Below are 21,815 nucleotides of genomic sequence, written 5' to 3'. Positions count from 1 at the left end.
TTCAGGACACCGTAACGGCCGAACGATCGGCGGCGAGCGGCGCGCGCGCGTGCAACTCCGCGAGGTAAAGGGCCTCGAAGCCGGCGACCATGCGGTCGAAGCTGTAGCGCTCCCGCACGTGCCGCCGTGCGGACGCGCCCAGCGCGGCGGCGAGCGTTGGCTGCGCGAGGAGCCGCTCGACGGCCGCGACAAGCGCGTCCGCATTCCGTGCCGGGACGAGCAGCCCCGTTCGCCCGTCCTCGATGAGATCCAGCAATCCTCCGACCGCGGAGGCGATCACGGGGAGGCCGGCGGCCATGGCTTCAATCGCGCTGTTGGGAAACGCCTCGGAGCGCGAAGGCAGAAGAAACAGGTCGCTCGAGGCAAGAATCTCCGCGACGTCCTCGCGATGACCCATGAACTGAACGCGGTCAGCCACCCCCAGCGCCCTCGCCTGTCGCTCCAGGGCGGCGCGCCGGGGGCCGTCTCCGACGATCCTGAGCACCAGGGCCTCTGAAGCGGTGACGCGCGCAAACGCCTCGAGGAGCACGTCGTGCGCCTTCTCCTCGCGCAGGTGTGCCACCGTCACCAGCGTGCGGAGACGGCCGCTGTGGGCGATCGGGGGAAAGCGCGCCACGTCGAGCCCGTTCGGAATGATGCGGATGCGATCGGCGCTCACACCCTCGCGCGCAAGCTGTTGTGCCGCGGCGGGAGAGTTGGCGATGACGCGGTGGGCCGCATGGTAGGCGGCGCGCTGCAGGGCAAGTTGCCCCCGGGACTTATCCGGCTTGAGTTCGCGCCGGCTGCCCAGGCGGACCGGGACGCGCGCGATCGCGGCGCCGGCCAGGCCCACGACGTTCGCGTAGAAATCACACGTGTGCACGATCTGGATCGCGCGGTCGCGACACCAGGCGGCGAACGCTCGAACCGCGCGGACCGCGGAGACGTGGGCAAACCCGCAGAGGGGGAACTCTGAGACCTCTGCTGCGGCCTCTTCCGCCTTCGGCAGCCATGCGCCCTCGCGATGCAGGCACGCCACGTACACCGTGAAGCGGGTGCGATCGAGGCGACAGACGAGCTCCACCATCTGCCGTTCGGTTCCGCCCGGGTGGAAGCTCGTGAGGAACACCGCGAGGCGCGGCTGGGGTGTGATGATCACAGCGCTGTGCATCTCAGCAAGCGAAGTGCCACGCACACCGCCGGAAAGCGGGAGTTCTTTTCCCTTCCGCTCGCGGGCGCCCGCGGAGTGTGAAAACGCGGGGGTGGTGTGTGAAAGGGACTTCCCATCCGCGCGTTCGGCGGCTACGTTCCCGCGGCAAGCGCGGCCGGCTGCTCGCGAAGGGAAGGACCCGCGTCCAGGTAGCGGCGGTGCCACAGCTCGAAGACGAGCAGCTGCCACAGCCGCAGCGAGTGATCGCGCGTGGCGGACAGGTGCTCGCCGACAAGGCGATCGACGAAACGCGCGTCGAAGTAGCCGCGCGACCGCGTCACCGGCGAGAGCAGGATGTCGTGGAACAGCTCGCGCAGGCCTCCGCGGAACCACGCGCCGATCGGGACACCGAATCCATGCTTCGGCCGGTCGAGGATGTCCGGGGGAAGCAGCGGGGCGGCGGCGAGTTTGAGAATGTGCTTGCGGCGTCCGTCCCGGATCTTGAAGGCGGCCGGCAGCGTCGCGGCAAAGTCGATCACGTCATTGTCGAGCAGCGGCACGCGCGATTCGAGCGAGTGCGCCATGCTCATGCGATCGACTTTCGTCAGCACGTCTTCGGGCAAGTACGTCTCGAAATCGAACCGCATCATGCGGCTGTGCAGCGGGAGCCCCGTGAACCGCGCGAGGCGCCGGGCCGCACTGCGCTCCGCATCGTGCGCACCCAGGGCGGCACGCAGGTCGGCGCTCATCATCGCGCGCTTCTCGTCGGTGCGGAAGAGCGCCACGGCGTCGAGGTAGCGCCCCTCCTCGTCGCGGGACACGTGGCGCAGGAAATTCCTGCCGCGGGTGCCGTGCGGCAGCATCGGCCAGAGCAGCGACGCGACCTGGCGCGTGCCCGGCAGCGGCAGCCGATCGAAGCGCGCCACCCGCGGATGGGGAAGATAGCGGTCGTACCCGCCGAACAACTCGTCGCCGCCGTCGCCGGAGAGCACCACCGTCACGTGCCGCCGCGCGATCTCCGAGACGTACCAGGTGGGAATGGCCGAGGCATCCGCGAACGGCTCGTCGAAGTGGTCGATCACCGCGTCGAGAATCGCGAGCGCGTCGGGACGCACGACGAATTCATGGTGGTCCGTGCCGAAGTGCTGCGCGACCGCGCGGGCGTGCGGCAGCTCGTCGAACTCCGGCTCGTCGAATCCGATCGAAAACGTCGTGACGCGCGACGAGGCTTCGGCCATCAGGCCGACGACGAGGCTCGAGTCCACCCCGCCCGACAGGAACGCCCCCAACGGGACATCGCTCACCAGGTGCGCGCGGACCGCGTCTCCCAGGACATCGCGCAGGCGCGCGGCGGCCTCTTCCTCGCGGCCATCGAACGTTTCGGCGGCCGGCACTTCCCAGTAAGGGGCGATCGTCGCCACGCCATGGTCGCGCCACCGCAGGTAGTGACCCGGCGGCAGCTTGCGGATGTTCCGGAAGATCGAGCGATCGCGCGGCGTGTAGAGAAAGGACAGGAAGTGATCGAGGGCGATCGGATCCAGCTCGCGCGGCACGTCGCCCGTGGCGAGCAGTGACTTGGCTTCCGACGCGAAGCACAACCGCCCGGCCGCCTCGGTGAAATAGAGGGGCTTGATGCCCGCACGGTCTCGTGCGAGAAAGAGCTCCCGGCTGCGGGCGTCCCAGATGGCGAGGCCGAACATGCCGCGCAGCCGGGCGAACGCGCCGTGCCCCCATTCCTCGTACGCGTGCACGATCGACTCGGTGTCGCTCGATGTGTAGAAGCGGTGCCCGCGATGCTCGAGTGCGTGCCGCAGCTCGCGGTAGTTGTAGATCTCGCCGTTGAAGACGATCCAGACGTCGCGGGCCTCGTTGTGAATCGGCTGGCGCCCCGTGGACAGGTCGATGATGCTCAGCCGGCGCATGCCCAGGCCGACGCCCGGCCCCACGTGAATCCCCTCGTCATCCGGGCCGCGATGGCGCATGACGTCGCACATCGCGTGCACGAGCGAGAACGCCGCGTCTTTGGAGCGACCGTCGCTGGCACCGCGTTCCGCGTAACCTGCAATCCCGCACATCGTGTTGTGACCCTCTTACCCTCGCGGACGCCCTGCCGGCGAAGCCGCGGCAGGCGCATGGAGATGCACGGACGGGGCCACCGTGCGGCTGTGGTGGCGGAGCTCGTGACCGTGAATCTCGAAGACGTCGGCGCGACCCTCGCGCCCGATGGTAATCGTGAGACGGCGGCCGTCTTCTGAGTCCGCCGCGCGAACAGCGAGGCTCGGCGGGACAGAGCCCTCGCAGAGCGCCGTCACGATCTCGAAGGGGGCCGGCGCCCGATGGGTCCCGAGGAGCATCCACGTCGGCCGCAGCTGGCCGTACACCGGCGCGCACCAGCCACCGCCTTCCCCCCCTTTGACCGCGTGGAGTGTCGCGGTGCTGCTGACGCGAAGCTCGGCGTGTGAACTGTGAATCAACCTCGCTCCCCGCATCGCCCGCTGGTATTCCCAGGAGGGTTCCAGGTGCCACCGGACCTCGGCGGTATGGAGCACGTCGCCGTCTCCGTCGACCGCGTCGACGATGAGCAGCAACCCGTCGTCGGAGAGGAAGACGCCGCGCCGGTGCACGAGCGGGGAGTAGCCATCGTGTGCTGCGGACATCCAGGTGCCATGCGGGTGTGTGTCTGCGCGCGCGAGCTGCGCTCCGGCAGTGCGCCGCCAGTGAAACGGCCCGGAGGGTTCTGACTGCTGGCGGCCGTCGACGAGCAGCGTGTTGTGGGAGCCGCTGCCCCTCATCCGGTCGCGCAGGGCAGCATCCATCGTGTAGGTCGACGTGCCGGGGTCGATCAGCACGGCGCGTCCTCCCACGCTGACGACGAGGGAGAGCGCATCGGCATGGGCGTGGCCGCCGTTGAGAAACCCGTGACGGCCGACGTCGAACACCACGTGGTCACGCCGGAGCGTCCGTGCGACCACGTAGCCGCTGTCGGGAAAGACGAGGATGAGGGGCCCTGGCGCGCTCGCCGGCGTGTCGGTTGGCGGGTCGGGAACGCGCCCGAGGAGCCACGAAACCTCCTCCGGAGCCGCGCCGTCCGGCGCAAGGGCCGGATCGCCCAGCAGCGCCGCAGCCCAGGCAAGCGAGGGTCTCGCATCGGCCGGATCGCGGCCGCAGATCGGAAACAACTGCCCGCCGTCGTCATCGCCGATGAGCGGGAGCCGGCCGCTGTCGTCGGCGAGCGCGCGCGCGTAGCGCGCCAGCCGCCGCGAGACCTCCTCGAACCGCCCTTCAGCGCCGGTGTCGCCGGTGAGGCGCGCGATCGAGAGCGCCAGCAGGTAAAAGTCCAGCGCGTATCGGTGGTAATGCGCAGACAGCTCGGCGTGCCCGCCATCGGCATGCACCTGGCGGTCGATCTCATCGATCAGCACGCGGCGCCCGGTCCGGACCCAGTCTGTCGCCTGCGTCAGTTCGGGCAGCGAGCGTCCGGCGACATACAGCGCCAGCGCCTCGCCGAGCAGGTGCGTGTTCGGGCTGAAGTAGTACGACAGATTCCCATGGACGTGGCGGAGCTGGGCGTCCAGTCCGACGAGGAGTTCGGCAAACCAGTCGTCCGGCGTGTCGTCGAACGCCGCGCAGAACTGCAACGCCCACAGCCATGAGAGCGATCTGAACGCCAGCTCCAGCATGCTCGCCCAATTGATGCCCATGAGCGGCGGGTTCTGCGCGAGCCAGTCGCGGAGCTGCGTGACGATCGCGTCACGATAACGAACGTCCCCGGTCAGCCATGCCGCGCGCCCGAGGACGAGCCAGTGCTGGTGCCGATTGAGTTCCCACGTGACCTTGTGGTCGCCGATGGCGGGATCGAGATACCGGACGGTCGCCCAGAAGTGAATCGGCGCGGTGCGGTCGTGGACGGGATCGCGGTGCCAGTTGATCGGCGAGCCCACGGCGACATTGCGATAGCCGAGGATGTCGAGGCGGCCCGCCAGGATCGGATCGGCGAGCTGGCGCGCGTGGTCCGAGGCGGCGGGATCCCGCTCGAGCATCGCCGCACGCAGCCTGGCGGCGTCAGTGGGATGAACCGGAAAGAGCCTGCAACGCGAACGAAAATGCGAGCCCAGCCGGCGGCGATCGGCGCCCGCGAGCAGCCCGTCAATGCCGGCGCTGTCCCACTTCGGCGTGCGGATGGCGACAGAGACTCGTTGCGCCGCCTGGCGCGAGGCAACCCGTGCGCGGAACGCCAGTTCGCGCCGGTCCATCCGGAGCGCGCGTGCGAGCATGCCCATTGGTCAGCGCGCGGAGGGGATCGCGACCGGCGCGGCGACGCGCCCCGGCGCAGCCAGTTGCCGGTACGCTTCCAGCCATCGCGACCGTACCGATTCCCAGTCGCAGTTCCCGGCGTACGCGCGCCCCGCGGCAATCGTGCGGGCAGCCAACCCGGGAGAGTCGAGGAACCTGAGGACCGCGGCGGCAACCGCCGCGTCATCGCCGCAGGGTGCCAGCAGCCCCTCCTGCTCGTGGCGGAGGATGTAGGGCACTCCGCCCGCGCGCGTGGACACGACAGCCAGGCCGCTGGCGTACGCCTCCAGCACCGACGCGGGCATGTTGTCGATGTCGGGCGTCTGCAGGTAGATGTCTGCCTCGTTGTAGTACTGCCAGATGTCGTCCGGCGCCACGCGGCCGGCGAAAGTCACGCCACGCAATCCCAGCTCGCGCGAGAGGGCCTCGAGGGCGGGCCGCTCAGCTCCATCGCCGACCAGCGTTAAAGTGGCGTCAGCCACCTGCTGCTGCACGCGCTTGAACGCGCGGAGCGTGCACGCCACGTTGTAGAGGCGCTCGAAATTGCGCGTGGACACGAGGCGCGGGCGGAGCGGTCGCCGGTCGCGAAACCGGAACCGCTCCAGATCGACGACGTTCTGAATGACGTCGGAGTCGATGCCGAATCCGGCAAACACGTCGCGGAGGAACCCCGACGGCACGATGTTGCGCTGGACGCGCCGGAGCCCCCACCGCGCGGTCGCGGACCGCCGGAGGTGATCCGGCGCCTCGCCGCTGCGATAATTCAGGAGCACCGGCTTTCCGAGCGCCCGCGCCACGAGAATCGCGGGCAGCGGCGCCAGCAGGAACGAGAAGTAGCTCGCGGAGAAGACGTGCACGACGTCCGCGCGCCGCACCTCGCGCAGGAGCCGCGGCCAGTAGGTGAGCTGGGTTGCGATCGTGCGGAGATACTTGAGCGGGACCAGTGCCCGCAGCGGTCCGGGCGGCACCGGGTTGACCGGCACGAGGTACGCGCAGACCTCGGGGTCGTCCCGCCACGCCCGCAGGAGCCGATCGGCCTGGACCGCCTGGCCACCGAGTATTCCGAGCGAGGGCGCAACGATCGCGACGCGCAACCGAGCAGACGAAGGCCCGCGAGTCATGAAGTCAGCGAGCTGGACTGCAAAGCTGGGGCCCCGCGGAATGTGTCCGATCCCAATTCAGATTCCGGGTTGGACGATAGCCTGCTGAGATCGCGCGACCGCGTCATTGTAGGGGTTTGCAACTCTGCTGAAAAATGTACTTCGCCCGGTTTTACTGGAGTCTTGGAACAGAGATGTAAGTCTTACAAACGGCAGAGTTGTCTCAACTAACAACACCTCAGCCATACGTCACTCGGCGCTGAGACGACGTATCGAAAACCTCAAGTAATTCGCGGATTGCCCAACTTGGCCACGTCCTTGCCCATAGGGCGGGCGACCCGGCCGTTCTACGGTTGGTTCCACTTGGCCTCGGCTGGGTGCATTTCAAATCAAACCAAACGCTGGCGTCGCCGTTACGGGGCAAGGCGACGTGTGGCTTGACCGGAGGTGTGATGCACGGACGTGTGTGCTTCGACAAGGCAGGTATGCGGCGGCTGACGGCGATGGGCACGGCCGTCGGCGACAACGGCAACACGAAAGGCGCGACGCGGAACAACCGGATTGACTGCGTGTTTCACTCGAAGAACGCGACCGCGCTGGTCCTGGAGAGCGCGCGCGTCTACGAGACGGCTGACAGCGGCGGCGTGAGGCCGTCGGATCACCGGCCCCTGCTGGTCACCTCCTCGGTGCAGTAGCGGCGGGCACGGCCATTCATTACGGGACGACAGACAGGGAAGCCATCATGAACGTCACGCACACTGGCGCACGGCGCCTCACCAGGATCCTTGCGGCATTGGCCGCCACCTGCGCGCTCTCGAGCGCCGCGCAGGCACAATCGCTCGTGCTGACCGACGCGGCCGACACGGTGCTGCGCGGCGGCTCGTACGCCAGCACCAATTACGGCCGGAGCACGACGCTGGCGACGCGCGCCAGCACGAACGACGAGTACAAGCGCCGCGTGCTGCTCAAGTTCGACACGCACAGCACAATTGCCGCCGGCAGCACGATCGGCTCGGCGAGGCTGACGCTCACCGTCCGCGGCGGCAACAGCCAGAGCCGCACCCTGACGGCCTACAGGGTGTCGCAGCCGTACACCGACGTCGAGGCGACGTGGAAGATCCGCCGCACCTCGGCGTACTGGTCGACCCCGGGCGGCGACATGGCCGAACGCATCGGCCAGGCCACCGTCACCAACGTGGCCGGCTCCAAGGTGGCCTACGACGTCACCGCCGTCGTGCAGAAGATCGTGAGCGGCACATACGGCAGCTCGCGCTATCTGAGAGTGCTGCTCGTCGACGAAGGGGCCTCCACGCGCGACTCGTACAAGGAGTTCTATTCGATGGAGGCCGGCAGCGGCACCGGGCCGACGCTGGCGGTCGTGCTGGGCACCTCTTCGACGCCTCCGCCCGATCCGACGCCATCGCCTTCGAGCACGCTGAAGTTCATGGATTGGAACATTCATCACGGGCTCGACACGAGCAACGTGTCCAACCTGGACCGCGTTGCCACGTGGATCGCGAATATCAGTCCACATGTCGTGTCCCTGAACGAAGTGGAGCGCCTGAACGGCTACACGGGCAATGCCGACCAGCCTGCGGTACTCGCCTCCCTGCTGAAGAGCAAGACGGGCGCGGCCTGGTACACGTGCTTCGCGCAGATTAACGGTGGCTCGACGGGACAGGGGAACCTGCTGCTGTCGCGCATCCCCATCGAGAGCTGCGGCACGCACGTCCTCAGCTACACGAGATCGGTCGCACAGGTGACCATCACCGTCAACGGACGGAGCGTCAACATGTTCTCGACGCACCTCGACGACGATTCGAGCAGCCAGCGCGCGGCCCAGATGGAGCAGTTGAAGAACTGGGCGTCCGGGTTCTCGGAGCAGCGGCTCATCGCAGGGGACTTCAATACATGGCCCGGTGGCGGCGAGATTGGTCGCATGACCGGCACGTATTACGACGCTTGGGCAGTGGCACAGAGCGCGGGGACGGCGGTGGCATATTCCGGCAACGAGGCCGGCAATACGCGCAACAGCCGGATCGATTACATCTTCTATTCGAAGGGCGCGACCGCGCTCGTTCTGAAGGGCGCGCAGGTTTACGACACCGGGTCGGTTTCGGACCACCGGCCGGTCGTGGCGACGTTCGAAGTGCGCTGAAGCTTCCGCCGCGGTCTCGCGGCGGATAGGCAAGGGTCGGAGACGGCACCGGAAGCTGGGGAGCCTGCTGGTGTTGGATCCGGCCCTTTTCCACGTACGCCTGCCGCAACACATGAGCATGGCCCGCTGATTGCACTCATGCGTCAATGGGGTCCTGCCTTGAGCGATTTGCGTGTGGCTGTCATCGGGTGCGGCGCCGTCGCCCAGCTCGTCCATCTGCCAAGCCTCGCAGCGATATCCGGCATGCGAACGACGCTGCTGATTGACACGGATGTGCCCCGGGCAGCGGGCCTGGCTCGCGCGTTCGCCGTTCCGGCGACCGGTACCGACTATCGAGAAGCGATCGGCCGTGTCGATGCCGCGATCATCGCCGTGCCGCATCACCTCCACGCGCACATCTCGACGGAATTGCTCGACGGCGGCGTGCATGTCCTGGTCGAGAAGCCCATGGCCCTCCATGCCGGTGAGTGTGACGCCATGATCGCCGCCGCCGAGGCGGCGGGTCGCGTGCTGGCGGTCGGGCTTCTTCGGCGGTTCCATGATTCGCTTCGTTTCGCGAAGAGTGCGATCGATACAGGTCTCATCGGGCGGTTGAAGAAAGTGGAGATTCGCGAAGGCGCCGCATATCGGTGGATGCTGGCTTCGGATGCGATGTTCAAGCGCCCCGCGGGCGGTGTCCTCGCCGACGCGGGGGCGCACGTCCTCGATCTTCTCGTGTGGTGGTTCGGCGACTGTGAGATCCTCAGCTACCGCGACGACGCCGCTGGTGGCGTCGAGGCGGACTGTGAGATCCGCGTCGGCCTGCCCGACGGAGTTGGCGCTGTGGTTGCGCTGAGCCGCACGCGCGATCTCCCTGGGACCGCTCTCCTCGAAGGCCATTACGGCGTCCTCGAGGTAGGTACCAAGACAGACTCAACGGTGCGCCTCGCCGTCGGTGATCGGCGCACGGTCCTCGCGGGCAAGCCGATCGAACCAGGTGGAGCCCCTCCCGCATCCCTCGTGGACCTGTGCACGCGTCAACTGGAGGACTTCCGTGATGCCATTCGTGATGGACGGCCACCGAGGGTGACCGGTGGGGAAGGGCGAAAGTCGGTGGCGCTCATCGAAACCTGCTACGCGATGCGACAGCCGATTGAGTACCCCTGGGAAGCGCCGTTGCCGGTCTCGGCGCCCGTGGTCACGGTGGAGGCGTGATGCTGGAAAAGCTCTGCGGCAGGCGGGTGCTCGTCACCGGAGGCAGCGGGTTCATCGGCGGCCAGCTCGTGGCCCGCCTGGCGAAAGAGTGCCAGTCGAACGTGAGGGTGCTCGTTCGCCGCTTTGGCAGCGCGGCGCGAATTTCCAGATTTCCGGTCGAGCTGGTCCAGGGCGATATCAGCAGTCCCGAGGACATCGACCGCGCCGTGACCGGTTGCGACCTCGTCTTTCACTGCGCATATGGAAAGGACGGAAACGATCGCGCGCGCAGGCACGCGACGGTCGCCGGCGCCGAGAACGTTCTCGCGGCGTCGCTCCGCCACAACGTGTCGCGGATTGTGTACGCCAGCACCTTCTCCGTGTACGGCGAACTGACGACGTCGCACCTCGATGAAACCGCACCACGCCGGATCACCGGCGATACGTACGGCGATTCCAAGGTCGAAGCCGAAGAGGTCGCGTTCCGTTACTGGCGGCAGCACCGTGTGCCGGTCAGCATCGTGCAGCCCACGATCGTCTACGGTCCGTTCGGTTTCAGCTTCACCGTCAACCCGCTGCAGCAGCTTCGCACCGGCCGGCTTCCTTTGGTCAACGGCGGCAGCGGCCGCTGCAATGCGGTGTACGTCGACGATGTCGTGACGGCCATGCTGCTGGCGGCTGTGAGGGACGAAGCGGTGGGAGAGGCCTTCCTGGTCTCTGGGCCGCAGCCGGTCACGTGGCGTGATTTCTACGGATCGTACGAGCACATGCTCGGCGTCTCGGCCACGGTATCGATGACGCCCGACGAGGCGCTCGCGCACTACTACGCGAGCCAGCCCGGCTCGACGTCACTGGTTGGGGAGGCGCTGCGTCTCCTCGGCGATCGGCACGTTCGCGAGCGCCTGGCATCCACCCGTGAAGGCGCGTGGATTGCGAGCGGCCTCCGCGCAGCGCTGCCGCGACGCGTCCGGCAGACTCTGACGGCGCGCGTCAAGGCCGCCGCCCGGGAGACACCCGCCGGAGGTCCCCGCGAGCCACCCGCGAAGATCCATCCGGTGCGGCCGGCGCGCATCAGGCTCTTTGCGGCGCCGACCGCGGTTCAGATCGGCAAAGCCTCACGGCTCCTCGGCTACGAGCCCCGGTTCGACCTCCACGCCGGCATGGCGCTCACGCGCGAGTGGGCCAGGTGGGCGGATCTCGTCGCATGAAGCGGCTGCGTTCCTTGGTCGCCGGGCCCGTCCGCGCGCTCGACCATGCCATCGGGCGACGGCTCGGGCGACGACAGGTCGTCTTCGATGCCCGTCTGCCGGTGCACTTTGTAGTCGTGCGGCCGGTCCTGGAACTTCTGCGCCGTGATCCGCGCGTCGAGGTGTGGGTCTGCTCTGCGGAGGGGCGGACGGATACCATTGCGGCGTTTGACGAGGCAGGCTTTGCCGACCGCTTGCTCACTCGCGAAGGTTGCGCCTGGCGGCGGTTCGATCTCTACATCAACGGCGATCCCTGGTGCGTGGCGCCGCTGAGGCGCTGCTCGGGTTGGATCAACTTCTTTCATGGGGTGGCGGGCAAGTACGGCTTGGATCAGCCGCCTGCTGACGCGCATCTCTTTGACCGCTACGACCGCGTCGCGTTCGTCAACGAGGACCGGCTGCGCCGGTACCTGGACGCAGGGATCGTGACACCCACCCAGGCAGCGCTGGTCGGGTATCCGAAGCTGGATCGCCTGGCGACCGGGGCGTTCGATGCGGCGGCCATCAGGCGTTCCCTCGGAATCCCGCCGGATCGTCCGACAGTCATGTATGCGCCAACGTGGTCCTCGGCGTCCTCGCTGCACGTTGCCGGCGAGGCAATCATCGGGACGCTGCTCGAGAGCGGGTGCAACGTCATCGCAAAGCTCCACGACAACTGTTTCGTGCGCGGGGAACGGTGCGCGGGCGACGTGGACTGGCGCGGGCGGCTGGCCCGCTTTGCCTCTCTTTCGGGATTCCACCTGGCGCGCTCAGCGGACTCGACTGCCTATATGGCCGCTTCCGACATCCTCCTGACCGATCACAGCTCGATCGGCTTTGAGGCGCTCGCGATTGATCAACCCGTGGTGGTGTTCGATGCACCTGACCTCGTGCGCGTGGCGCGGATCAACCCGGAGAAGGTTGCGCTCCTTCGGAGTGCGGCCGACATTGTGACGGCCGCCGACCAGCTCCCCCGCGTGCTTGAAGCGGTGCTGCGTCACCCCGGTGCGAGGGCTGAGGCCCGCCGTCGCGTGGCGTCCCAGATATTCCACGCGCCTGGCGGCGCCACCGAGCGTGCGCTGAGGCTGCTGTACAGTGCGCTGGAACTGTCGCCGGACCAGCGGGCGATCGAGTTGGCCACGCCGGTGTCACGGCTGCCGACGGTGGCGGTGGGATCATGAGCAGTCGTGGCGTCCGTCCGCCGGACGTCAGCGTTCTGATCTGCACGTACAACCGTGCGGCGCGTCTGGGCGAGACCCTCGAAGTCCTCGGCCGGACGCGATCCCGGCTCCGCTGGGAAGCGATTGTCGTCGACAACGCGTCCACCGACTGCACGCGCGACGTCGTCCTGGAACTGACCCCCTCCTTTCCAGCACCGCTGCGGTACCTGTTCGAGCCACGCCAGGGGAAGTCGTACGCGCTGAACACGGGCATCCAGGCGTCCGCCGCGCGCGTGATCGCGTTCACGGATGACGACGTGCGCATACCGCCGGGATGGCTCGATGCCGCAACGACGCCGTTGCTCCCCGATGACGGCCCGGACTACACCGGAGGGCCCGTTGCGCCTATTTGGGAAACGCCGCCGCCGCGGTGGCTCGATCCAGCCGGCAACTTGGGGGGCACCATCGCGGTGAAGGACCATGGCCCTGTGGCGTTCGTGTTCGAAGACCGCGCGAAGACGCCGCTCGGGGTGAACATGGCTGTGCGGCGCTCGCTGATCGACCGGATCGGCGGTTTTCGTACGGAACTCGGCCGGCGCGGTAATTCGCTCATGGGGCAGGAGCAGGCAGAATTCTTCTGCCGGTCGCGCGCGGCCGGCGCCCGGGGCCTGTACGTCCCTGAAATGGCACTGGGACACCATGTGCCCGCCTCACGCCTCACGCGCTCGTATTACCGCCGCTGGTGGTACTGGAAGGGCGTCTCGCACGCGCGGCTGCACGATATCCAGCCGGTCACCGAGCTGGGCGTCGACCTGCGGGGTGTGCCGCGCCTGCTGGGTCTGCCGCGGTTCATGTATGGCGTGGCGCTGCGGGACGCCGTCGGCTTGCTGCGTTCAGTGCTGCGCCGCGACCCGGTCGCATCAACTGAACATGTGATGATGCTCGCGTACTTCGTCGGCTACTTCCGGCAGGTCCGGTCGCACGTCGCGCCATCCCACGGCGCGAGCGGCGCCACGGCGCTGTCCGCCTGAGGTCCGCTCCGACCTGCTCTCTCACCCGTCGGTCCCGCCGCTTTCGGCATAGATGTTCGCGTCGTTCTTCAGCAGTCCAGGCGACGACGTAATGAAGCGCTCCGGCGACAGGATGATGTGATCGATCGACACGCCGTCTTCGCGGATCTGGATCCGGACCGTGTGGGCGCCGGTGGTTTCGAAATACACGAGCGGGCCGAGCACGGACGTTCCATACCCGTTATCCTGCCAGCCCCAGTTCAACAACCCGCACCCGCTGCAGTCCTCGAGATTGACCTCGGCCGACGAGGTGGTGCCGATCCGGTAGATCGGAGCGCCCGCCTCGTTCGTGCTGTCGGAGAACTGCACGTGCACGGAGTCGTTCGGGTAATCGTTGTTCGACGCCTTCATGCGCAGCCACAGGCGGTACGGCCGCCCGGCGTCGGCGTTGAAGCTCATTTCGAAATAGTCGGCCGGGCTGGCGATGACCGGCGAGCCCGCCACGATCTTCGGGGCTCCGTTGTTGGCGCTGCGCATCATCATGCCTCCGGCCGCGGTGGCGTCGGCCGCCACGGTCCAGTTGCCGGCGACCACCGGAGCCTTCGACGCGTACAGCACCACCTCGGCGCTCGCCGGAGGCGGCGGAGGCGGCGGTGCGCCATCGCCGCTGCTCGCCGGGTAGATCGTCGCGTCGTTCTTCAGCGCCCCCGGCGCCGCCGTCTTGAACTTCTCCGGTGAGAGGAGGATCTGGTCGATCGACGCTCCGTCCTCGCGTTGCTGCACACGGATCGTCTGCGTGCCCGTCGTCTCGAAATAGATCAGCGGCCCGAGCACGTTGATGCCCCAGCCGTTGTCCTGCCAGCCCCATTCGAGGAGGCCGCAGCCGCTGCAGTCCTCCAGGTTCACTTCGGTCATGCCCGTGGTGCCGATCCGGTAAACCGGGGCGCCCGATGAGGTGACGCTTTCCGAAAACTGCACGTGGACCGAGTCGTTGGGGGCGGCGTTGCCTTCCGCCTTCATGCGCATCCACAGGCGGTAGCCGACGCCCGCGGTCGCATCGAACGTCAGCTCGAAGTAATTGGTCGGGCTGGCAAGCGCCGTCGTGATCTTCGCGGCGCCCGCGTTGGGCTGATACATCCGCACCGCGCCGGCGGCCGTGCTGTCCGACGCCGCGCGCCACGTGCCGTTTACGCTGGCCGTCCCGGCGTAGAGGAGGATGTCACCGGGACCGAGGACACCGGTGGTGGGCGGCGGCTGCGGCGCTCCGCCAGTGGTGAAGCTCCGCACGGGTCCCGTGGCAACCTGATCCGCCATCGTCTTGCTGACGATCTGCCAGTAGTAGGTGGTGCCTGGAGTCAGGTTCGGGACCGTGTAGCTCTTGTACTGCGTCGAGGTTTCGCTCGGCCCCAACTCCAGGTTCGCCGCCACCGCTGCGAGCGAGGCCGGCGTCGTGCCCAGGAGCACGTCGTACTTGTGGGCCCAGCGGCCGCCGTGCCAGACGAGCGTCACGGTGGTCGAGAGCCCCGTCGCGCCGTCGGCCGGCGACTGGTACGCGGGCTTGGTCGGGGGCAGCGGCACGAAGGCGGCGGTCTCCTCGTTGCCCGTGCTGTTGTTCCACTTGCGTTCGAACTGGTCGCGGAAGAAGGTGAAGAACTGCGCCTTCTTCGTGAAGTAATTGTGCTCGTGCTGCGAATCCGACGAAGGCGACGTCCAGTTCGACGAGCCGAAGAACACCATCCCCTGGCCGTAGAAGACCGCGGACTTCTGGTGGAGCAGTCCCTGGTGCGCGCGATGCCGAATCTGGACCCCCGCCATGTACAGCCGATCGACGTTCCACGAATGCCACGCGCGGTCCGGATCCCGGTACTGCTTCGGTTCCGAAATGAGTCGAATCGGGACGCCGCGGCCGCGCGCCGCAATCAGCGCGTCGGTGTGACGACGGTCCGTGATGCGGTACATGATGGCGTCGATGCCGGCGGTCTCGGCGTTGTACGCCTTGACCGAGCGGCTGGCGAAGCTCTGGAACGGCGGCCAGTTCAGTTCCGGGTCGAGTGCGGATGCAACCGGGTACTCGCGCGCCGGCGGACTGGTGATGTTGGCGTAATCGGCGAACGGCGATCCGCTCACCCACGCATCGTCGAACTTGGTCTTGAAGGTGTCGACGACCGTTCGATCGCTGGCGAAGTAAATCACCTCGTCGACGTAGTTCACGTACGGGATCTCCGGGACGAACGCCTCCGACGTGTAGTTGGCAGCGCTGAACTGCAGCGTGTTCTGTCCGGCGAACAGCATCAACTTCCAGTGCAGGATGCCGCCGCCGACTTTCTCGCGCATCGGGATGCCGGCGTCGCGCAGCTCGCGAAGGCGGTCGGCATTCGGGGGATACTGCGAGTTGGCATTGGTGTCCATCAGGACACGGACCTTCACGCCCGCCTGGTGACGCCTGATCAGTTCAGCCGTGTACCGCGCGTCTTCCATGAACCAGAACGCGACGTCGATCCCGGCCGTTTCGTTTCTGATGAGCTGAATGAGCGGCGTGCGACAGTCTTCGAAACTTGGATCGCAAAGCCTGTCGGCGGCCTCGGCAGGGCGAGCGCCGGAGGCGAACACGAGCAGGAGAAAGAGAATCGAACCGAATTTACGCATCAGTAAGGCCCACAAATCACGGCGGCGCAAACGAACGGCCGCGGCCGTTCGAATCGCAAGAAGGGTGCCGATGAAACTGCCGAATGTCGGCGGACAAGTGCCTGAGATTACCGCCAGAGCTCACCACGGACCGTTCTCTTTCACGACTGATGGGAAGCGGGGCTCTCAAGGTGGGCAGCGATCTGTCCAGTCGGGCGGGCGGCGAGCGGTGCGGCGCCTCGGCTCGTGACCGCGCGCTGCCTGACGATGCCGGCAAAAAACCAGAGCCACGTGTCGTGCTCGAAGGCCTGCTCGCGGTCGCCGCGCAGCGCCGCCCTGAGCCATCCGAACGCTTCGGCGATGAGACGACGGTACAAGTAGCGCGGCACGCCGGCGATGTGCGGGACTTTCGAACAATCAAGGGTGGACTGTTCCGGAGCCTCCATGTCGAGGCCGAAACGCTCGTACAGCATCGCCCGGCTGATCCCGCGCCAGAAGAACCACCGGCGGAAGTACGACTTGGTCAACCGCGACGCAGGAATGATGTGGCGCACGGACATCTCCGGCACGTAGAAGCCGCGCAACCCGGCGGCCCGCGCGCGGATCCCCCATTCACGCACCTCCTGGCCGAGCAGCGTTCCCGCGCGGCGGCCGGTGTTCACGTCGAACAATCCCGCCCGCGCGAACGCGCCGCGGCGGAAGGCCATGTTCACGCCCAGCGGCACGCGCGTGGTGAACTCGATGGGCTGCTCGCCATAGTCGAGAAGGGCGATCACGGCCCAGTGTTTCGTCGGGCGGGCCGCGAGCCATCGCGGGCGCTCGCCGCCCCAGATCGGCAGCACCTTGCCGCCAACGTAGTCGCAGCGCAACGACTCGAGCCCTGCCGCCGCACGGTCCAGCCAGTCAGCGTCCACCCGCACGTCGTCGTCGGTGGTCGCGATGATCTCGCCGCGGGCCGCACCGATGCCTGTGTTGAGCGCGGGGCTGCGCCCCTGCTGCCGCTCGAACAGGTACCGTAGCTCGACGGGGAAGGTCTTCGACGCCCGCTCCACGCACGCGCGCGTGCCGTCGGTGGAGTTGTTGTCGACGACGATGACCTCCCAGTCGCCGGGGGGGCGGAGGCCGGCGAGGCTCCGGAGCGTGCCCGCGAGGTCGGGCGCGCGGTTGTAGGTCGCAATGACGATGGAGAACTTCATCCGGCGACTCCGGCGGCGGCCCGGCCGCGGGACGGGGTGGCGGCCCGTCGCTGTTTGAACTGATAGGCGGCCGCCAGGAGTGGCGCCGCGTAGCGGGCGAGGAACGCCGCCGCGCGGTGTTTGAACGTCGGCTGGAGCGATCGCAGCGCGGCCAGCGCGCGGGCCGCCGCCGCGTGGTCGCCGCTGGCGAGCGCGTGCCGGGCGTGCGCCAGTTCCAGCTCCGCTTCGAAGCGCGCGATCTGTGCCTCCAGCACGCGCCGCGCCGGTGTGCCTGGCACGCAGGAGGTCCGCGCCTTGTCGTAGACCTTCAGGATGCCCGCGATCATGCGCACCTCGCTGGCCGAGAGGCTGTCATCGCGCCGGCGGTAGCGGGCGAGCGGCAGCGGGTTGCGCGCGAAGCGGAAGCCGGCGGCAGCCGCGCGCAGCCAGTAGTCGTAGTCCTCGTTGGTCCGAAGCGTCGTGTCGAAGCCGCCGATGGCGTGGTAGACGCGGCGCCGGAAGACGGTCATCACGAACACCGCTTCTTCGTCCGCGATGATCCGCTCGAGCGTGATGGCGGGGCGCATGTCAGGGCAGGGGCGGACGGGGCGCCCCTCGAGCCGGCTTCCAAGAAACAACGCGTTCCCGGTGACGAGATCGACCTCGGGCGACGCCTCGAAGATGGCCATCTGCGAGGCCAGGAACTCCGGCTCCCACGTGTCGTCGCTGTCGAGGAGCGCGAAGTACTCGCCGGTGGCGGCCTGCATCGCGGAGTTGCGCGCCCCGGACAGCCCGGCGTTGGGCTGCGTGACCACGCGCACGCGGGCGGGATCGCGGCGGCGTATCGTCTCGGCGATCTCGCCGGTCGTATCCGTCGAGCCGTCGTTGACGATGATCAGCTCCAGGTCCGCGAACGTCTGGCGCAGGGCCGATTCCGCTGCGTCGAGCAGGTACTGCGCGACGTTGTACGCGGGCGTGATCACGCTGACGGCTGGCACAGGGCCTCCGCGGGACGCAGCGCCGCTGCGGGCTGCTCGAGTTCGATGGTGTCGTACAACGCGGCGACGGTTCGCGCCGTGGCGGCGCCGGGCTGATGAAAGAGGTCCTCGGCGATTGCACGTCGCGAGCCCGAGCGCTCCGAGGGTGCGGCGAGCGCACGTTCGACGGCGGCCAGGGTTCCCTCGAGGTCGTTCGCCGAGTCAGACGCTTCGGTCATCAGCTTGACGTAGTCCGGGTGAATGTTGGCTGCCCGGATCAGCGTGGGCCGGTGGATGCGGACGAGGGGCCGGTCGAGCAGCAGGTATTCGAATCCGGCGGAGCTGTGATCCGTGATCATCGCGTCGGCGGCCGCCAGGCAGGGGCAGATGTCGTGCCCGGTCACGATGCGGGCGTTCCGCCGTTCCGCCAGGGGCGCGAGCGCCTGCATCCAGTCGCGCCCGCCGGAATACCGGTCGCGCAGGTCGCGCGATCGGTCGTGCAGCTTCACGATCACGTTGATTTGCATCGCGGCGAGGCGCGCCACCAGGTCGAGTCCGAAGGCGTTCAGCGACGACTCGGGAGACCACGTCGGCGCATACAGCACCGATGGCTTCGCCGGATCCAGGTCGAGCGTCCTCAGCACGTCGTCTCTCCGGAGCGTGCCGTCGACGAGGCAGTCCACCTTCGGCATGCCGACAAGGCGGATGGCGGGGCTGTCGGCGTCGATCGCACCCGCCGCGATGAAGTTGCGGAGCCGCCGCACGTTCACGAACAGGAGCCGGTCCCACACGCGCATGGAGGTCGTCGGCGCGTCAAACCCGTACTTGCCCCCGACGCCGTGGAACATCTGGACGCGCTGGGCGCCCCTGGGGAGCGTGGCCCACATGAAGTCCGACGCGAGATACGCATCGAACTTCATGAGCGCGGCGCGTCGCGGGTGCACGAGCGCGCCATCAGGCGGCGCGGCAGCAGAGATCTCCGCCAGGCGCCTGGGCTCTTCGCTCGCGGTGAACCAGAATTCCACCCGGGGGTCAGCCGCCATGGCGCGGTGGACCGGCGCGACCATGACGTAGTTGACCGGCGTGCGGCCGTCGACCAGGATCCGGCGCTTTCCCGACCTGCGCGACCATTTCTCGTCGGCGCGGCGGATCTGTCGGAGTCCCGATTGGATCAGCGCGGCGAGCGTCATGCGCGCGCCGCCTCCGGCCGCGCCACGCCGGGCAGGCGGGCCGTTGCTCTACGGGCAGTCGCCTCGGCCACGTCGAACCCGTTGAGGATGAGCAGCTGGCGCGGCGCCGCCGCGAGCGCCAGCAGGTAATAGAAGGTCCAGTTGTACGCCACCGACGCGAACTGGGCGCAGATGAACCAGCCGATGATCCCTGCCGACATGGCGGAGAGATGCGCCCGCATCCACCGCACCGCGGGGTCCGACGCCGAGAGGGTGCCCGCCCGCACCGCCCGTGCGAGGATCTGCCGCGCGTGGCGCACCGCCTTGAGGCCGCGCCACACGAGAAACAGCATGATCATCGGCCCGAGAGCGCCAAGCTCGGTGGCGAGCTGCAACAACGCGTTGTGCGTCTCGCGCCAGGCCTCGAGGCGCCCTTCCGGGTTGTAGTTCTTGAACTGGCCCGCGCCGACGCCCGTGATCGGGCGCGCGACGAACGAGGCCCACGACTCCTGCATCAGAATCCAGCGCGCCTCTCGCGAGCCGCTCTGGTCCTTCGAGGGGTCGGCGATGCTGGCCATCCGTTCGACATAGCTGTGAGGGACAAAGGGCACCGACACCGCCACGATCAGGAATCCCACCAGGACGAGCGTGGGCCGCCGGAGCAGAGCGTACAGAGTGCAGATGCCGATGACGATGACGAGGCCGATCGTGCCGCTGCGGGACTGGGTCGCAATGACCGCGCCGATCATGAGGAGGGCGATGATGGCGCCCCACGTGCGCTTCGGGATGCTGCCGGGCTCGATCATCGCGAAGATCGCAATCGGCAGATAGCTCACCAGGTTCAGCGCGAGGTCATTCGGATTCCGGAAGATGCCGCCGATCGAGCCCTGGACGCGCCCTCCCTCCACCAGGTTGACGCCGCGCGCGTAGTCGAGGATCGCGCGGAAGCCGAGATAGCCGCAGGCGACCAGGATGATCCACGTCATGCGCTCGAGCCGCTTCGGCGAGCGCAGCGCGTGCACCATCAGCACGAAGATCGCCAGGATCTTCAGGAACACGTCGCTGAAGGTGGCAAACGCGCCGCCCGGCCAGATCGAGAACGGGATCGTGGCGGCCATGACGATGCCGAGCGCGGAGACGCCGAGGAATTCGGGCGTCAGCGGGACGACCGTCTCGCCTCGGCTGAGGCGCTGGAAGAACATCGCGGTGAGCGCGGCAATCGCGGTCACCTCCGCGAGGTGGAACGGCATGAGGAACGGGAGCTGGTCCTGCGGCCGGAAGAAGAGCACGAAGGTGAACGCGAGGAGTCCGCGCCACGCCCAGTCGGGACGTGCGGACTCTTCCAGCGTGCGCGCGCCGGAGGGACCCGCAAACGCGCGCTCGAAGTCCACGCGGCGTCTCTCGACGTGCCGCTGCCCGGTGCCGTAGTTGAACGTCAGCCGCTCGGTCATTGCCTCACCGCCAGACGTGCCGGCGCCGCAGCGCCGCGAGAAGTCCCGCCACCGCCGCTCCGTTCATCGTGACGAACGCGTAGGCGATCCGTGCGACCCGATTGATCAGCCTCATCGCCGTGTTCCTGTCGTGCGAGCCAGGCCCCGTACCCGGCCAAGCCGTAAAACCCGATCTGCGCGACCAGCGCAGCCACATACAAGATGTCTGCCGGCACGATCGCAACGTTGGTGATCAGCGCGAGCGCCATCGCGTACGGCACGACGAGCCGGCCAAGCTTGTGGGAGACGTACTGCAGCCAGACGCGATTCGCGAATGGATTGATGAGCGCGGGCTCGAGCCCCAGGATCTGGATGTTGCCGGCGAGCGTCCTGACCTTGCGCCGGCGTTCGGCCCCCGCGTCCGCTTCGACGCGGTCGTAGGCCTTCGCGCGTTCATCGAACACCACTCGAGCGCCCGCGAGCACCACGCGCATCGGCGCCAGCACATCGTCGAGCAGCGCCGGAGAGGGAAGCGGCCGCCACAACGTCCGGCGCATCGCATAGATCGCTCCGGTCGCGCCGAGCGTGGACCAGACCGCGCTCTCCCGGCGGCGCAGCCACTTCTCGTACCGCCAGTACGCACCGACGCTGTCGCCGACCGTTGATGCCGGCATCGCCGCATCCGCTTCGCAATCAAGCAGCAGTTCGCCGGTGACCGCACCCACGGCCGGATCGGCGAAATTCTCCACGAGCCGGCGGACGGCGTCGGGCGCGAACGCCTGCCGCGCGTCCGCGAACACGAGAATCTCGTGCGCCGCAGCGGCCACCCCGGCATTCAGGGCCGATGGCTTTCCGGACGCCGGGATGTCCACGAGGCGCACGCGGTGCCCGAATGGCGCGAGTGCGTCGCGCGTCGCATCCGTGGATCCATCGGAGACGACGATGATGTCGATCGGGCCGGGATAGTCCTGCGCGAGCAGGTTGGTGACGCGCGCCGGAAGGCGGTGCGCCTCGTTGCGCGCGGCAATCACGATGGACGCTCCGGGCGCGTCGGGCCCGAGCGGCTTCCGCCGGACGGATCGCGGCCGCAGCCGGGCCCACGCCGCGAGCAGCAGCGGATAACCCACGTAGACGTAGGCAATCACCGCGATCGCGATCCAGAACAGCGGCTTCATCGGTTCGCCCTCGTG

Annotated in this window: 16 protein-coding genes; 6 read left to right on the top strand and 10 right to left on the bottom strand. The window is 68.0% G+C overall.

From position 1 onward, the window contains the following. Position 1 precedes the first annotated feature (1 nt). The 4 genes from HYU53_11835 to HYU53_11820 all read right to left on the bottom strand — a co-directional run bounded on the left by HYU53_11835 (position 2) and on the right by HYU53_11820 (position 6,543). Entirely contained in the window at positions 2-1,150 is a 1,149-nt protein-coding gene (locus HYU53_11835; GenBank protein MBI2221882.1) for a glycosyltransferase, read from the bottom strand. Positions 1,151-1,281: 131 nt separating this feature from the next. Further along, the gene (gene asnB, locus HYU53_11830; protein ID MBI2221881.1) at positions 1,282-3,204 is read right to left on the bottom strand and encodes an asparagine synthase (glutamine-hydrolyzing); all 1,923 of its coding nucleotides are present in this window, start codon (positions 3,202-3,204) and stop codon (positions 1,282-1,284) included. A 15-nt stretch (positions 3,205-3,219) separates the two neighbouring features. Beyond that, positions 3,220-5,409, bottom strand: a complete 2,190-nt coding sequence (locus tag HYU53_11825; GenBank protein ID MBI2221880.1) for an alginate lyase family protein — start codon at positions 5,407-5,409, stop codon at positions 3,220-3,222. Between the two features lie 3 nt (positions 5,410-5,412). Next, positions 5,413-6,543: a glycosyltransferase family 4 protein gene (locus tag HYU53_11820; protein ID MBI2221879.1), complete on the bottom strand. Its 1,131-nt coding sequence runs from the start codon at positions 6,541-6,543 to the stop codon at positions 5,413-5,415. Positions 6,544-6,974: 431 nt separating this feature from the next. Between HYU53_11820 and HYU53_11815 the strand changes: the two genes are divergently transcribed. The 6 genes from HYU53_11815 (at position 6,975) to HYU53_11790 (ending at position 13,270) form a co-directional block, all read left to right on the top strand. After that, on the top strand, positions 6,975-7,217 hold the full coding sequence (locus tag HYU53_11815; protein MBI2221878.1) for a hypothetical protein: 243 nt from the start codon (positions 6,975-6,977) through the stop codon (positions 7,215-7,217). Between the two features lie 47 nt (positions 7,218-7,264). After that, positions 7,265-8,680, top strand: coding sequence for a DNRLRE domain-containing protein (locus tag HYU53_11810; GenBank protein ID MBI2221877.1), 1,416 nt, complete (start codon positions 7,265-7,267; stop codon positions 8,678-8,680). A 159-nt stretch (positions 8,681-8,839) separates the two neighbouring features. Then, on the top strand, positions 8,840-9,874 hold the full coding sequence (locus tag HYU53_11805) for a Gfo/Idh/MocA family oxidoreductase (protein ID MBI2221876.1): 1,035 nt from the start codon (positions 8,840-8,842) through the stop codon (positions 9,872-9,874). Continuing rightward, positions 9,874-11,061, top strand: coding sequence for an NAD-dependent epimerase/dehydratase family protein (locus HYU53_11800; protein MBI2221875.1), 1,188 nt, complete (start codon positions 9,874-9,876; stop codon positions 11,059-11,061). Before HYU53_11805 ends, HYU53_11800 begins: the two co-directional genes overlap by 1 nt. Next, entirely contained in the window at positions 11,058-12,260 is a 1,203-nt protein-coding gene (locus HYU53_11795) for a CDP-glycerol glycerophosphotransferase family protein (GenBank protein MBI2221874.1), read from the top strand. The genes HYU53_11800 and HYU53_11795 overlap by 4 nt, the downstream gene beginning before the upstream one ends. Then, positions 12,257-13,270, top strand: a complete 1,014-nt coding sequence (locus HYU53_11790; GenBank protein ID MBI2221873.1) for a glycosyltransferase — start codon at positions 12,257-12,259, stop codon at positions 13,268-13,270. Before HYU53_11795 ends, HYU53_11790 begins: the two co-directional genes overlap by 4 nt. A 21-nt stretch (positions 13,271-13,291) precedes the next feature. On the opposite strand, the gene HYU53_11785 is transcribed toward HYU53_11790, so the two are convergent. The 6 genes from HYU53_11785 to HYU53_11760 form a co-directional block, all read right to left on the bottom strand. Then, on the bottom strand, positions 13,292-15,895 hold the full coding sequence (locus HYU53_11785; GenBank protein MBI2221872.1) for a hypothetical protein: 2,604 nt from the start codon (positions 15,893-15,895) through the stop codon (positions 13,292-13,294). Positions 15,896-16,035: 140 nt separating this feature from the next. Then, a complete protein-coding gene (locus HYU53_11780; protein ID MBI2221871.1) occupies positions 16,036-17,070 on the bottom strand; it encodes a glycosyltransferase family 2 protein in 1,035 nt (344 codons plus the stop codon). Then, positions 17,067-18,047, bottom strand: a complete 981-nt coding sequence (locus HYU53_11775) for a glycosyltransferase family 2 protein (GenBank protein MBI2221870.1) — start codon at positions 18,045-18,047, stop codon at positions 17,067-17,069. Before HYU53_11775 ends, HYU53_11780 begins: the two co-directional genes overlap by 4 nt. After that, positions 18,029-19,216, bottom strand: coding sequence for a CDP-glycerol glycerophosphotransferase family protein (locus HYU53_11770; GenBank protein MBI2221869.1), 1,188 nt, complete (start codon positions 19,214-19,216; stop codon positions 18,029-18,031). The genes HYU53_11775 and HYU53_11770 overlap by 19 nt, the downstream gene beginning before the upstream one ends. Beyond that, positions 19,213-20,646, bottom strand: coding sequence for an O-antigen ligase family protein (locus HYU53_11765; protein ID MBI2221868.1), 1,434 nt, complete (start codon positions 20,644-20,646; stop codon positions 19,213-19,215). The genes HYU53_11770 and HYU53_11765 overlap by 4 nt, the downstream gene beginning before the upstream one ends. After that, positions 20,643-21,800, bottom strand: a complete 1,158-nt coding sequence (locus HYU53_11760) for a glycosyltransferase family 2 protein (protein MBI2221867.1) — start codon at positions 21,798-21,800, stop codon at positions 20,643-20,645. The genes HYU53_11765 and HYU53_11760 overlap by 4 nt, the downstream gene beginning before the upstream one ends. Positions 21,801-21,815 lie beyond the last annotated feature (15 nt).

Source organism: Acidobacteriota bacterium, from assembly GCA_016184105.1.
In the GTDB taxonomy this organism is placed as follows: Bacteria; Acidobacteriota; Vicinamibacteria; order Vicinamibacterales; family 2-12-FULL-66-21; genus JACPDI01.
Note: the sequence above shows the minus strand (reverse complement) of the source record. Positions and strands in the feature narration are given on the sequence as shown.

Bases quoted from the DNA above. Each gene is read 5' to 3' on its own strand.
- HYU53_11835 (MBI2221882.1), bottom strand. From the start codon at position 1,150: ATGCACAGCGCTGTGATCATCACACCCCAGCCGCGCCTCGCGGTGTTC.
- asnB (MBI2221881.1), bottom strand. From the start codon at position 3,204: ATGTGCGGGATTGCAGGTTACGCGGAACGCGGTGCCAGCGACGGTCGC.
- HYU53_11825 (MBI2221880.1), bottom strand. From the start codon at position 5,409: ATGGGCATGCTCGCACGCGCGCTCCGGATGGACCGGCGCGAACTGGCG.
- HYU53_11820 (MBI2221879.1), bottom strand. From the start codon at position 6,543: ATGACTCGCGGGCCTTCGTCTGCTCGGTTGCGCGTCGCGATCGTTGCG.
- HYU53_11815 (MBI2221878.1), top strand. From the start codon at position 6,975: ATGCACGGACGTGTGTGCTTCGACAAGGCAGGTATGCGGCGGCTGACG.
- HYU53_11810 (MBI2221877.1), top strand. From the start codon at position 7,265: ATGAACGTCACGCACACTGGCGCACGGCGCCTCACCAGGATCCTTGCG.
- HYU53_11800 (MBI2221875.1), top strand. From the start codon at position 9,874: ATGCTGGAAAAGCTCTGCGGCAGGCGGGTGCTCGTCACCGGAGGCAGC.
- HYU53_11795 (MBI2221874.1), top strand. From the start codon at position 11,058: ATGAAGCGGCTGCGTTCCTTGGTCGCCGGGCCCGTCCGCGCGCTCGAC.
- HYU53_11790 (MBI2221873.1), top strand. From the start codon at position 12,257: ATGAGCAGTCGTGGCGTCCGTCCGCCGGACGTCAGCGTTCTGATCTGC.
- HYU53_11785 (MBI2221872.1), bottom strand. From the start codon at position 15,895: ATGCGTAAATTCGGTTCGATTCTCTTTCTCCTGCTCGTGTTCGCCTCC.
- HYU53_11780 (MBI2221871.1), bottom strand. From the start codon at position 17,070: ATGAAGTTCTCCATCGTCATTGCGACCTACAACCGCGCGCCCGACCTC.
- HYU53_11770 (MBI2221869.1), bottom strand. From the start codon at position 19,216: ATGACGCTCGCCGCGCTGATCCAATCGGGACTCCGACAGATCCGCCGC.
- HYU53_11765 (MBI2221868.1), bottom strand. From the start codon at position 20,646: ATGACCGAGCGGCTGACGTTCAACTACGGCACCGGGCAGCGGCACGTC.
- HYU53_11760 (MBI2221867.1), bottom strand. From the start codon at position 21,800: ATGAAGCCGCTGTTCTGGATCGCGATCGCGGTGATTGCCTACGTCTAC.